At 44.3% G+C, this 12,460-nt stretch carries 13 protein-coding genes; 10 read left to right on the top strand and 3 right to left on the bottom strand.

The window, feature by feature from the left end; genetic code table 11:
* Nucleotides 1–4 precede the first annotated feature (4 nt).
* Nucleotides 5–1,255, bottom strand: a complete 1,251-nt coding sequence (gene pylS / locus KDK67_RS00205; RefSeq protein WP_250866826.1) for a pyrrolysine--tRNA(Pyl) ligase — start codon at nucleotides 1,253–1,255, stop codon at nucleotides 5–7.
* A gap of 515 nt (nucleotides 1,256–1,770) precedes the next feature.
* Here pylS and cobD (KDK67_RS00200) point away from each other — a divergent pair.
* From cobD (KDK67_RS00200) to KDK67_RS00160, 9 genes are all read left to right on the top strand, one after another.
* Entirely contained in the window at nucleotides 1,771–3,267 is a 1,497-nt protein-coding gene (gene cobD, locus KDK67_RS00200; protein WP_250866825.1) for a threonine-phosphate decarboxylase CobD, read from the top strand.
* 62 nt (nucleotides 3,268–3,329) lie between these two features.
* Entirely contained in the window at nucleotides 3,330–3,953 is a 624-nt protein-coding gene (locus KDK67_RS00195) for an NTP transferase domain-containing protein (RefSeq protein ID WP_250866824.1), read from the top strand.
* Nucleotides 3,954–4,117: 164 nt separating this feature from the next.
* Nucleotides 4,118–5,611, top strand: coding sequence for a threonine-phosphate decarboxylase CobD (cobD, locus tag KDK67_RS00190; protein WP_250866823.1), 1,494 nt, complete (start codon nucleotides 4,118–4,120; stop codon nucleotides 5,609–5,611).
* Entirely contained in the window at nucleotides 5,608–6,603 is a 996-nt protein-coding gene (locus KDK67_RS00185; RefSeq protein WP_250866822.1) for a cobalamin biosynthesis protein, read from the top strand. Before cobD (KDK67_RS00190) ends, KDK67_RS00185 begins: the two co-directional genes overlap by 4 nt.
* 22 nt (nucleotides 6,604–6,625) lie before the next feature.
* Nucleotides 6,626–7,213: an alpha-ribazole phosphatase CobZ gene (gene cobZ / locus KDK67_RS00180; RefSeq protein ID WP_250866821.1), complete on the top strand. Its 588-nt coding sequence runs from the start codon at nucleotides 6,626–6,628 to the stop codon at nucleotides 7,211–7,213.
* Nucleotides 7,210–8,025, top strand: a complete 816-nt coding sequence (gene cobS / locus KDK67_RS00175) for an adenosylcobinamide-GDP ribazoletransferase (RefSeq protein WP_250866820.1) — start codon at nucleotides 7,210–7,212, stop codon at nucleotides 8,023–8,025. The genes cobZ and cobS overlap by 4 nt, the downstream gene beginning before the upstream one ends.
* Entirely contained in the window at nucleotides 8,010–8,630 is a 621-nt protein-coding gene (locus KDK67_RS00170; RefSeq protein ID WP_250866819.1) for an NTP transferase domain-containing protein, read from the top strand. Before cobS ends, KDK67_RS00170 begins: the two co-directional genes overlap by 16 nt.
* A 14-nt stretch (nucleotides 8,631–8,644) precedes the next feature.
* Nucleotides 8,645–9,016 carry a hypothetical protein gene (locus KDK67_RS00165; protein WP_250866818.1) on the top strand — a complete coding sequence of 124 codons (372 nt, stop codon included), beginning with the start codon at nucleotides 8,645–8,647 and terminating at the stop codon, nucleotides 9,014–9,016.
* A 181-nt stretch (nucleotides 9,017–9,197) separates the two neighbouring features.
* Nucleotides 9,198–9,929 (top strand): RAD55 family ATPase, encoded by a 732-nt coding sequence (locus KDK67_RS00160; RefSeq protein ID WP_250866817.1) that lies wholly within the window; start codon nucleotides 9,198–9,200, stop codon nucleotides 9,927–9,929.
* 69 nt (nucleotides 9,930–9,998) lie between these two features.
* On the opposite strand, the gene KDK67_RS00155 is transcribed toward KDK67_RS00160, so the two are convergent.
* On the bottom strand, nucleotides 9,999–10,685 hold the full coding sequence (locus tag KDK67_RS00155) for a DUF5591 domain-containing protein (RefSeq protein WP_250866816.1): 687 nt from the start codon (nucleotides 10,683–10,685) through the stop codon (nucleotides 9,999–10,001).
* 108 nt (nucleotides 10,686–10,793) lie between these two features.
* Between KDK67_RS00155 and KDK67_RS00150 the strand changes: the two genes are divergently transcribed.
* Entirely contained in the window at nucleotides 10,794–11,168 is a 375-nt protein-coding gene (locus KDK67_RS00150) for a helix-turn-helix domain-containing protein (RefSeq protein WP_172367688.1), read from the top strand.
* Nucleotides 11,169–11,240: 72 nt separating this feature from the next.
* On the opposite strand, the gene KDK67_RS00145 is transcribed toward KDK67_RS00150, so the two are convergent.
* Nucleotides 11,241–12,416 carry an aminotransferase class I/II-fold pyridoxal phosphate-dependent enzyme gene (locus tag KDK67_RS00145; protein WP_276575015.1) on the bottom strand — a complete coding sequence of 392 codons (1,176 nt, stop codon included), beginning with the start codon at nucleotides 12,414–12,416 and terminating at the stop codon, nucleotides 11,241–11,243.
* Nucleotides 12,417–12,460: the final 44 nt, after the last annotated feature.

Raw genomic sequence — 12,460 nt, 5'->3', positions numbered from 1 at the left:
CACCTCATAGATTCGTATTGATTCCGTTGTAGTATAGTTCAGAACGGCTTGCACGGCGTATGTTCGTGTAGTTGTGCCTGACCTTTAGCAGTCTTTCAAGACCGAATCCGGCACCTATCCACGGTTTATTCACGCCCCATTCCCTGTCAAGCGGCACCGGTCCTACAACTGCGGATGACAGCTCAAGGTCGCCATGCATGATGTCAATGGTATCTCCATAGACCATGCAGTTGTCAGCCTCGATCTCATATTCTATTCCAATATGCTCAAGGAACTCATCTATGAGCGCTTCAAGGTTCTCTCTTGTACATCCTGATCCCATCTGGCAGAAGTTCACCATCGTAAACTCTTCCAGATGGCTGCTACCATCCGATTCTTTGCGGTAGCATGGTCCTACTTCAAATATCCTTATATGGTCAGGGAGCACTTTGTCAAGCTTGCGCAGGTAATTGTAAAGACATGGTGCCAGCATAGGTCGAAGGCACATGTTCTCATCAACGCGGAATATCTGCTTGTGGAGGTGGTCATCCTTGTCTATACCCATCCTCTCAATATATTCGAAAGGTATCATTATGGGTGATTTTATCTCAAGGAATCCCCTGTCCACGAAGAATTCGGTTATCGTCCTCTCAAGTTTGCCAAGACGGTCTTCCCTGTCTTCTTCGTACATCTTCTTAAGGTCGTCACGTCGCCTCTGTATCAGTTCTTTCTCGAGCACCTTGAACTCAGGCAACTCGCCCTGGATGGGTATCTTGTCATCAGGGGACATCAGGGTCTTCAGTCTCTCGATCTGTGAAGGGGTGTACTTAACCTCTGGTACTTTCACTTCATCTTTTACGACACTTGTAGAAGGAGTTGGTATTGAGTTTGACACACTTGCCTCCTTAGGGCTGGGTGTAGAAATGGAAACTGATTTAATGACAGCCGCTTTTGGCTTTTTGGGGACCTGTTTCTTCGGACTGGAGAATACGCTGACAGCCTGCCTTTTCTCTTTAAAGGTCTTCTTAACAAAACGGTCTATCTGCTCATCTGCCGGACGACAGCGTTTGCAGGGTTTGCGATATTTGTTATGCCTTAATGATCTTGCAGAACGGCTTGACCTGGAATTTCTCACAGTGAACCTTGCACCACAGTCGGTCTCAATGTGAATATGTTTAGTGGTTATCTCAAAGTTCCTTATCCCATGAAGCAATCCGCTTCGCGATAGCCATACTCCGTTGAGCTCTACTAGAACGTCCAGTAATTGCTTTTCCATAGTTCTAGGCTCCTATTGCGAAACACTTCATTCTATCATCTTCCTTTTAAAAATTGATGGGTGTCCATCATCATAAATAAAATATAATGTCTTAATGGAAAGCCATGTCCATTTGGCGGAAACTCCGGGAATCTAACCCGGCTGAACGGATTTAGAGTCCGTTCGATCTACATGATCAAGTCTCCATGTAGTTATGGGAACATCGGCTTTCCTGACATAATGGCAAACACTCTGTATAAGGTCATACATGTGCCACCACGTTTGTAGTATCTTTGATAGATGCGGTCCATATTTAAGAATTTCGGGCTAATCGATAAGACATCTTGTAATATTGCCTATGAAGCATTTATGGTGATGATCATATATTGAAAGGGAATTACTGATCAATGTGCCTATTCCCCTCGTTTTTGTATCTTATTGTGCTATTCAGTAATTTGTTTGTCATCTCTCCTAAAGCAAACTTTACATAACTTAATATATGTTTTCTTCCTATCTTTGCACGATAAAGCGTGGCGATGAATGTGGACAAAAAAATCAATTTACCCCTCAAAAAGCACATAATCGGTCTTGTGCCTGCATCCCATGGCGGTCTTGTCCGCAAGGCTTCGCAGGAATACGGGATCGCTGAATCTGATATTATCGATATGAGCGCAAGCCTCAATCCGTATGGCAGCCCGTTCGAACATCCCGAATACGGTCTTGACCTCAAGGCACTTTTTATCAGTGCAAGGGACGGGATGTACAATTATCCTGACAACCGCTATCTCGACTACAGGGAAGCTGCAGCCGGTTTTCTGGGCGATGGGATAAGTGCTGATAACATCATACCCGGTAATGGCTCATGTGAGACCATCCGTCTTGTTGCAGAATGCATGATCAATAGCGGTGATGTTGTAGGTATTCCGCAGCCAACTTTCGATGAATATGAGCAGCAGTGCAGGATTATGGGTGCCAGTATCCGTTATTTTGAGCATGAAGGGCTGATGGATATTACCGACGAGGCACTGAATGATGTAAAGATCCTTTTCGTATGCAATCCAAATAATCCTACAGGCAAACTGCTTTCAAGGGATTCTATTCTTGAACTTGCCAAAAGGTGTGAGATGAACTCCACCTTATTGTTCGTTGATGAGGCGTTCAGTGAACTTGCCGACCCGTCCCAGAGCGTTGCGGACGTAGCAGCCACTAATAACTATTTATTTGTCCTCCGTTCCCTTACCAAGAACTTCGCTATCCCCGGTATACGTCTGGGTTTCGGTGTTGCGTCCCTGGAGATGGCAAAAGCACTCAATACTGCCCGGCTATCGTGGAATCTGGGCTCAGTGCCTGATGTTGTAGGTACTGCTCTGTTGAACATGGAGGGCGGTTGCTACAGTAAATATCTCGTGGCATCTCGTGAAATGATCGCAGAAGAGCGGGAATATCTCATAGAACGCCTGTCCGGGATATATGGGTTCGAACCGCTTCCAAGTACTGTCAATTATGTTCTTGTGGACATAAGGGAACTTCTTATGGATTCCCAGGAGCTGACATCCCGTCTTGCTTCTCATGGTATCCTTGTGAGGGATTGTAGTTCCTTCTACCTGCTTGACAATGACTATATCAGGATCGCGGTCCGCACAAGGGGGGAGACCGATCATCTCATACAGGCCATAGGTGATGTCCTTACCGAGTCAGGCAAGGATTATGCAGAGGAACGCCTGAAAGAGACCATAGAGAGTGCCGGGGCTGGCATGCCTGCCTGCAGGAATACCTGTGAATATTACCCCTGCCATTTCAGCGGTCAGGATTGTACTTTCTGTTTCTGTCCTTTCTACCCCTGCGAAGATCCTCAAACAGGTGGTCGCTGGATCGAAAGTACCACGGGCAGTGAAGTTTGGAGCTGTGAGAAGTGCAATATATTGCATAAACCTGAAGTCGTTCAGGAGATTCTAAAGATCCTCATGAGCGACAGTGAAACCGAGGATAACCTCAAAGTATCTTGGGAACAGGTAGTAGTGCCACATTTTTGATGTGTTTCTAGTGTTCTAAGCGCCGATGTCTTTAGATATCGGTCTCATATTCTTGATGGTGGATGACTAAAATGGATGCTATCGTTATGGCAGGCGGTCTTGCCCAGAGGCTTGGCGTGGAGGAAAAAGCATGTGTGATGCTTATCGACAGGCCACTTATCAGTTATCTTCTTGACTCGCTTCTTGGTGCAGAACACATAGGACGTGTTTTCGTTCAGACCTCTCCATATTCTCCTGAAACCGAATCGTGTGTCAGGGATCGCTATGGGGATGACGTTCTCATTCTCCGTACCCCTGGTGATAATTATGTTGGGGATATGGTAAATGCTGTCAAAGATGCTGGCAGCACCGGTCCTGTCATGATATTGATGCCGGACCTCCCTCTGGTCGGATCAGAACATATTGATGCCATAGTTGAAAGCTATGAGGAACGTTCCATTCCGGCAATGTCAGTTTATGCTCCTATTGGGCTTTTCCGGGAGCTGGGGTTGCGGCCGGGTACAGTGTTCAACAAGAACGGTGAAATGCTGGTCCCGGTGGGTATAAATGTCCTTGATTCTGCTAAGATAGAGGAAGAGCAGGTGGATTCCGATTATCTGACTCATATTCCTGAAGTTGCGATCAATGTGGACTCGGTCGTTGAACTGGCAAAGTGTGAGGAAATGCTATTGGCCAGAATGGTATAAAGGGATCGAATCAAACCAACCTGATTTTCTTTTTTTATTATTTTATTTATAATGTTACCTTTTTATGTTCGCAGCATTGGTTTTTATTCAATTATGTATTTCGTTAAAGAAAGCTAAATTGAATAACTTAATATATTTTCGGTTCTTTACATTATTCGATCAGCGTGTCACAAGAAAAAGAACTCCCTCTGAAAGAAAACATTATAGAATTGGCCTGTCCCTCACATGGCGGGCTTATTCGTGAAATGGCTGACAAGTATGGCATCCCGGCATCGGAGATGCTGGACCTGAGCGCCAGCCTTAACCCCCTCGGAAGTCCCTTCGACCATCCTTTAGGCGGGCTTGACCTTGACAGCTTGCTAGAGCATGCCATGGGGCGATTTGGGCAATATCCTGATAACCGTTATCTTGAATTTAGAAAGGCCGCTGTTCGGTTTCTGGGTAACGGGCTGTCTATCGAGAACATAGTTCCGGGCAATGGTTCCTGTGAGATAATCAGGCTTGTGGCAGAGGCGATAGTGGATCAGGGCGATATTGTACTGATACCCCACCCTACGTTTGTCGAATATGAACAACAATGCAACGTAGCAGGCGCAGATGTTCGTTACATAGGACAGGATGATATCTTTGATCTCTCCGACGATGTGCTTGGGGGTGCAAAGATCCTTTTCGTATGTAATCCGAACAACCCTACCGGTAAGCTTCATAAAAGGGATGATATTCTGTCACTCGCAAAAAGATGTGTTATCAATAACACTCTCTTGTTCGTAGATGAAGCCTTCATCGAACTTACGGACGATCCTTCACAAACTATCACTGATACTGTGATCGATAACGATCATCTTTTCATTCTTCGCTCTCTTACTAAGGATTTTGCTATCCCTGGTGTCCGTCTCGGGTTCGGTGTGGCTTCAAAAACAATTGCAAATGCATTGAACACTGCAAGACTTTCGTGGAATCTCGGTTCCATTCCCGAGGAGATCGGAATAGCAATGCTTAACATGGAAGGCGGTTGCAACAGTCCGTATCTTGTGGCATCACGTAAGGCCATTGAAAACGACCGTAATTATCTTACTGAGCGCATCTCAGGGATACGCAAGTTCACACCGCTTCAAAGCACCGTGAACTATATCCTTGTTGATATCAGTGCCTCCCCCCTTGATTCTGTTGAACTCACGCAGCGTCTGGCTGCACATGGGGTGCTTATAAGGGATTGCAGTTCTTTCCCATCCCTGGGTGAGGACTTTGTCCGTATCGCTGTCCGTCCCAAGGAGGAGACTGACAGACTGTCACAGGCAATAGGAAAGGTCGTTGTTGAAAAAGCAAGGGACGATGCAAAAGCTGATCTTGTTTCAATGCTTGAAAGTGGAAATGCAGCTCCTTCTGGTGGGAACCTTGATTGCCCTTATTACCCATGTCATTTCAGCGGTCAGGATTGCACTTTCTGTTTCTGTCCTTTCTATGGATGTGAGGATGAACGTACAGGGGGCAAGTGGGTCGACCGCTCCAGTGGCGGTCAGGTCTGGAGTTGTGAGGATTGTGTTCTCGTTCATGAAAAGGATGTTGTGGAAGAGCTTCTCTATGTGCTTTCAGAGGCTGGCGATATGGACATTAAATTGAAAAAAGCGTGGGATAAGGTGCTGGAGCCTCGTTTATGATCGAACCTTTCCTGCCTGACACGGGGCATCTGATATTCGTGCTCCTTCTGGCAACAGGTTTTGATCTGTTGATAGGTGAGCCACCCACAGCATTGCATCCAGTTGTCTGGATAGGCAATCTTATTGGATTCTTCAAGAAAAAAGTGCCAGCCACACATAAAAAAGCATATGGTGTGGTATTTGCTCTCATTGTCATCTTATTTGCAGCTTCTATAGCTTATGTTGTGCTTCTTATCGCAAATCTATCGTTCATTCCGGAATTCGTAGTGCTTCTCATTGAGGCCTATTTCCTGAAATCCACGTTCGCCATTCGCAGATTACTGGAAGCTGCAATGGAAGTCTATGGTGAACTGGAAAAAGGTGATCTTGTATCTGCACGTAAAAAGCTCTCAATGTATGTGAGCAGGGATACTTCACAGTTAACCGAAGGGCAGGTGTCCTCTTCTGTCATTGAGACCTGCTCCGAGAACTTCGTTGACGGTATATTGAGCCCGTTGTTCTACTATGTGATATTCGGCCCTTACGGCCTTATAGGTGCTTACATCTTCAAAGCGGTAAGTACGCTTGATTCAATGGTGGGCTACATGAATGAGAAGTACAGGGACATTGGTTATTTCTCAGCAAAGACCGATGATGTGCTTAACTGGATACCTGCACGTATCTGTGTGGTGTTCATCATGGCAGGTTCTTTCCTTTCAAGTGTTCTCTTGAAGAGCAAAGGACTGGACCATATTGGGGCGTTCAGGTGTGCATCAACAGACTGCATGACAACGCCTTCTCCTAATTCCGGTTATCCGATGGCTGCAATTGCAGGGACTCTTGGTGTCCGGCTTGAGAAACCCAATACCTATGTTATAGGTAAGGGCCTCTCATTGCCAAAGGCAGAAGATATTAAAAAGGCAGCAGAAGTTATCGGTATGTCTTCAATACTTGTTGTAATAATATCTGTGGCGTTAATCTATATTATATCGAATTTAATCAACTATCTATAATCGAACCTTGTAAGTGATAATTATGAAATTGTCAGATATAGACTCTCAGGATCTCAAAAAAGACCAACCAAAGGAATTGGAAGGCGATATTAATCATAATATCATCGAAATACTGGAAGAAGAAGGTATCACCGTGGATATGCTTGTTGATACTGCTCTTGAGCTTTATGCTCCCCATCCCGGGCTTGAGACCCGTGAGATTGCAGAGGAACGCTTCAGGAGGGAACTGGATATTGCTATCTCCGATGCTAACCTGTGTCTTCTGATATATTCCGGTATACTGCTGGAGCGGGAGGGTGAAAAAGGCAAACTTCCGAATATCAGCAGAAGTTCTTATGAGAAGGATCTGACGTTCATCATCGCCGATGAGGTCATGGGAATGAGCATTGCTAAATATATCAGTGGGGATAAGGGCATTTTCGAGTTTGTGAGGTTCGACAAACAAAAACCTGGTATCCTTTCAAAACTGGGACCTTTCATGGATGATGTCATTGGAGGTCTTATTGGTGGTGTTTCTGCCAACATGTACACAAGGGGCATGGCAGAAGCGGCTGAAAATGAAAGGAAGCCAAAGAAGAATCTCGATAATAGTGGTGTGATAGCAGGATGAGCGGATTTTTACTTGCCCTTAGAACAAGCTTTGGTTTCCTTTCCACAATACCTGTGGGTATGTCCATGGAAGGGCTTGATGAACTTGTAAAGCGCAGTTATCTCCAGACCTTTGCAGGCATTGTCCTTGGGGCTATGATAGGCATTTTTGCATATTTGACCGAATCTTTCCTCCCTTCGACCATAAGCGCTGTACTGATAATGGTGTTCATCTATTATATTACAGGATTGAATCATCTTGATGGTCTGGGTGATTTCGGCGATGGTGCAACAGCACACGGTTCTTTGGAAAAGAAGGTCAATGCCCTTAAAGATCTGTCTCTCGGTATCGGGGGAGTCAGTTATACGGTTTTGGCATTGATCGCTTTGTATGCATCGATATCTTCCCTGCAGGCAGAGGTCCTGTTCTTCTCGGACAATGCTGCACTCATCGTTCCCATCTCTCTTCTTATAGCTGAGATCAGTGCAAAACAGGCTATGCTGACACTGGCTGCATTTGGCAAGCCTATCCATGAAGGTCTTGGTTCCATGATAATCAATAATACTACATTTGCAAGGTATGTTGTATCCTTCGTGCTTGGTGCATTGGCATGTGTGCTGGCATTTGGAACCCTTGGTATCATAGGTTATATCTCTGCAATTGTTACAGCTTTTGTAATATTGAATATTTCCAACCGCCATTTCAAGGGCATAAATGGGGATTGTATCGGTACAGCAAATGAAATTGCAAGGATCATCGTATTGATGGTGCTTACAGTTGCTATCACTGCGGTCAATAATGGTTACGGGGGTCTCTTTTGGATGCCGTTATAATGGCCGGTGGCCAGGGACTTCGGCTCGGTATGGGTGAAAAACCATGTGTCGAGCTTCTCGGTAAGCCTCTCATAAGTTATGTGATCGACTCGCTTGAGAGATCCTCCTACATTGAACGTATATTTGTGGCGGTCTCCCCCTCAACCCCTGCTACCGAAGAACTTGTGAATGAAAAATATGGGGATCACATCCAGGCGATCAATACCAATGGTGACAATTACGTGGGTGACATGGTATATGCAGTGGAGAGTTCCAATATCAGGGAACCTGTGATGATAATCATGTCTGATCTGCCAATGGTGACTCCTAAATTAATTGATTCCATCATTGAGGCTTATCAGGACTGTGATAGTTCTTCGATGTCTGTTTTCGTTCCTATCTCTCTTTGTAAGGAAGTTGGTATCAGGCCTGATACCGTATTTAATTGGGAGGGAAATCTTATTGTGCCTGCAGGCATCAATATTCTTGATGGGAAATTCATTAACGAGGAGCAGGAATATCACAATTATATGCTGGATGATCCTGAGATCGCATTGAACATCAATACGGTGGATGATATGAAGCGGTGTGAAGATCTCCTTATGAAGAATTTGTTCTCTAACTGATAGGTCGGGGTCATATGGTCGAATATATAACTATTGATAATAAGAAATATTCTTTGAAAAGTCTCCGATTGATAACAGGTGATCTGTCCTTAGCTGCGGATGTTACTGGGATATCTGAGGAGCAATTGCTTCTTTGTGAAGCTATAGATGATCCATATATACTTCCTTATTTATTGGATCGTTTTTATTCCCTTGAACTAAAGGATGCTGAAGGATTCAGATTATGTCTGATACGTATTCAGGTGGATTCTGATCTTCGTCTTAATGAGGATATACAGAAACACCAGCATCGCGGATATGTTGCGAGGACGGTCGAGAAATTGTTGTTCAGGGATATTTTCCTTGAGGTTCTACGGGAAGGGGAGGAAGAAGTTGTGGAGGGCTAAGTTCCAATCATTTTTACATGGCATAAATCATTTTTTATATCATAACAAGACATATTGATGTTTCAATACAGTTGTTTCTAAGATGTTCGATCGATTGAGGTGCATCTTTTCATTGCTGTATGGTTCTCAAAATTCTTTTAAAAATATTCAACATAATCTAATATAACTATCAGGTGTAAATATGGCTGATGAAGTAATTCAAGAAAGGGTCAGTACGGGAATTCGTGGTCTGGATGAGATGTTGAAAGGTGGTTTTTTCAAAGGGACTGCTAACGTAGTTTCAGGAAAGTCCGGTACCGGCAAAACAATTTTTGGCACACAGTTCCTGATGGAAGGTGTCAACAAGGGCGAAACAACGATGTGTATAATCACCTCTGAAGAGTCAAAGTCTCTTGTACGTGAAATGCAATCTTCTTTCGGATGGGATCTTGATGGTCTGGTAAATGATGGAAAACTTGTATTTGTGGATATTACAGACCCAAGTCTTCGTCTTCAGAAAAGTGTGGAGATCGCTCCTACGGAACTTATCAAGAGCTTCAAGAAGCTTATTGAGAGCAAGCTTGAGGAAGTAAAACCTGACAGGGTCTTTATCGATTCCGTTGAGGCAATGTTCCTTGCTATCGAGTCCAATTATAAGCTCCGCACATTGATCGATGATGTCTTCGGTGTCTTCAGGAAACGCGAGGTCACTGCCCTTGTCACAGTAGGCTCAATGTTCGGTCTTGATGAGATGGTCGAGTATGGTGCTGATTCTGTTATCAAGCTCGGTCGTGAGATTATTGGAAGCAACTTGCAGCGTACTGTCTATGTCATGAAGCTCAGGGGTTCAGGCACTATCAATGAAGTAAGGGTGCTCAACATTTCCGACAGCGGAATGGCAGTACTTCCGCAGTCTCCATACCTCGAGAAATAATATTTTACAGAACAAGAAGGTACCTTTTAAGGTACCTAATTTTAAACTTTTTTTGATAATTGATCTGCTTTACAAAAGGTACCAGTCCATATCATTGGTGGACAGGTCTTCGTGAACGCCAACAGTGCGTGCGTCGATGTTCATTTTTTCTGTGATGGAATCTGAAAAGTCCTGAAGGTACTGTTGCTGGCTCAGGCTGCCATAGACGAAACGCTTGTCAGGGTTGGCAAGTTCTTCCATTGTTTCTTTTTTAGGAATAATTGAGACTTCTATATTTGTCATCTTAACAGCTTTTTCCATTGCTGTTCTGAAATCTCCTATGCAGTAGGCGACCCTGTGCTTGTAGTTATCACGTGTTTTTTCGAGATATCTTGCAAGCCTCTCGCTTTCCATCTTTATAAAATCCCGTTTTATCTTTGCCACATTGCATTTTCCCATCATGAACTTATAGTCTGTGAATGGATATTCTGTATCGATCTCTCTGGGGGTTATCCCGCAGGTCCCGAAAACGACCACATGTGCATTTTCCTGTTCGAGAATTCCAAAGATTATGCGGTCATACATTTTGTGTGACGGACTAGTATGGTATGGTTTTCTCATTGCACATGGGACAAATATACAAAAATCCCTTGTCGGTGGCTTATATTCTGATAATACCCATTCATTGGCACGTATCATATCCGGGTGATATATCAGGCGTTCGGTATCAAGGGGCTCATTGGAGCGTTCATCTTCAGGGATTATAGTTTTCAACATGTGATGGATTCTGATAAACTATATATATAATTAACGACGTGAATGTTATGGTTTTGTATAAACTATACAAAAGTAATTTCTAAGTTCTAATTTATCAAGTGGTAAAAAATGACGACATCGATCCGGGAAATGTTAAGGGCCAATTGTCAATGTGACGATGTGGCAAAGTGTATATTGGGGCTTAAAACACTTGATATGGAGGCATATAAATCCCTTCTTGCAAACGGCCCAATGACAGCTGAAAACCTCGGTGAGTTCCTTAACCGGGAGCGCAGTACAGCTTATCGTTCACTGCAGAACCTCATCTCATGTGGTCTTGTTTATCGTGAGACCAAGACCATCGATATAGGTGGCTATTTCTATGAATATGTGGCTGTTGATCCCACAAGGGTCAAAGAAATGATCCAGGAAAATATCGATAAGTGGTATGAAAAAGTGACCGGTCTGGTCGCAAATATTGATAAGGAACTCCTGGGTGAGTGATCTGGGTAGTTAGAAGAAATTATTGTAACAAATTATTGGAAAAGGACGTTGTTGAAAAAAAGATGGGTCAATTCATAATCCATCGACAAAATTGCCGATTCTTTCAAGTGCTTCCTTTATATCTTCTCTTGATGCTGCGTATGCACATCTGAGGAAGCCATCTCCTGTATCCCCAAAGATATTTCCTGGGATGGTTACGACCTTATACTCATTAAGCAGCCTTTCTGCAAATTCATCAGCTGAAAGTCCTGTGCTGCTTATTGCCGGGAATGCATAGAATGCACCTCTAGGGTTGAAGCAATCGAGTCCGATCTTGTTCAGACCACCTACGATAAGTTTTCTGCGGCGGTTGTATTCTCTGGCCATTTTTTCCACTTCTTCTTCACCATTGCGAAGGGCTTCAATCGCTCCTACCTGGGCAGTTATCGGGGCACAAAGCATGGTGTACTGGTGGATAAGCATCATTGCATCAATGATCTCTTTCGGCGCAAGGGCGTATGCCATCCTGAATCCTGTCATTGCATATGCTTTTGAAAATCCGTTGAGTAGGATGGTACGGTCGCGCATGCCTTCAAGTGAGGAGAAGCAGGTATGGGTTCCTTCGTAGGTAAGCCTTTCATACACTTCATCTGATATCATCAGGATGTCGTGTTCCACAATGACGTCTGCGATGGCCTCGAGGTCACTTCTGTCCATTGTAGCGCCGGTAGGGTTATTGGGATAATTGATGATGACCGCTTTTGTCTTGTTCGTTATTGCGGCTCTTATCTCATCTGCTGTAATCTTGAAGTCATTCTCTGGCCTGGCCCCAAGGGTCACAGGGACTCCGCCTGCAAAGATGATAGATGGCACGTAGGCGACATATGAAGGCTGTACGACTATTACCTCGTCTCCGGGGTTGACTATAGCTCTGATCGCAAGGTCGAGTCCTTCGCTGACTCCAGTGGTGACAAGGATCTCAGTCTCAGGTTCATAATAAACATTATGTCTTCGGGTATAGTGTTTTGAGAGCTCTTCGCGAAGTTCCATAAGTCCATAGTTGGAAGTGTAGGATGTTTCTCCATGCTCGATGGAATGTATGCACGCTTCCCTTATGTGCCATGGTGTCACATAATCCGGTTCTCCCACTCCTAGGGTGATCACGTCTTCGCTATCTGATACTAGGTCAAAGAACTTTCGGATACCCGATGGTGGTACCTTTTGCATACTGTTTGCTATGAATTGAGAGGGTTTGCATTGTGTTCTCAAGATCGATTCCTCCGATCTAATTAGAAAAAGCAGATCTGCGGGGA

It is taken from the genome of Methanococcoides seepicolus (genome assembly GCF_023684405.1).
GTDB classification, from domain to species: Archaea; Halobacteriota; Methanosarcinia; order Methanosarcinales; family Methanosarcinaceae; genus Methanococcoides; species Methanococcoides seepicolus.
This window is presented reverse-complemented; position numbering and strand designations above follow the sequence as displayed.

What these genes read in the sequence shown, in the direction of transcription:
- KDK67_RS00185 (WP_250866822.1), top strand. Translation starts at nt 5,608, where the DNA reads ATGATCGAACCTTTCCTGCCTGACACGGGGCATCTGATATTCGTGCTC.
- cobZ (WP_250866821.1), top strand. Translation starts at nt 6,626, where the DNA reads ATGAAATTGTCAGATATAGACTCTCAGGATCTCAAAAAAGACCAACCA.
- pylS (WP_250866826.1), bottom strand. Translation starts at nt 1,255, where the DNA reads ATGGAAAAGCAATTACTGGACGTTCTAGTAGAGCTCAACGGAGTATGG.
- cobS (WP_250866820.1), top strand. Translation starts at nt 7,210, where the DNA reads ATGAGCGGATTTTTACTTGCCCTTAGAACAAGCTTTGGTTTCCTTTCC.
- cobD (WP_250866825.1), top strand. Translation starts at nt 1,771, where the DNA reads ATGAATGTGGACAAAAAAATCAATTTACCCCTCAAAAAGCACATAATC.
- KDK67_RS00165 (WP_250866818.1), top strand. Translation starts at nt 8,645, where the DNA reads ATGGTCGAATATATAACTATTGATAATAAGAAATATTCTTTGAAAAGT.
- KDK67_RS00150 (WP_172367688.1), top strand. Translation starts at nt 10,794, where the DNA reads ATGACGACATCGATCCGGGAAATGTTAAGGGCCAATTGTCAATGTGAC.
- KDK67_RS00160 (WP_250866817.1), top strand. Translation starts at nt 9,198, where the DNA reads ATGGCTGATGAAGTAATTCAAGAAAGGGTCAGTACGGGAATTCGTGGT.
- KDK67_RS00155 (WP_250866816.1), bottom strand. Translation starts at nt 10,685, where the DNA reads ATGTTGAAAACTATAATCCCTGAAGATGAACGCTCCAATGAGCCCCTT.
- KDK67_RS00195 (WP_250866824.1), top strand. Translation starts at nt 3,330, where the DNA reads ATGACTAAAATGGATGCTATCGTTATGGCAGGCGGTCTTGCCCAGAGG.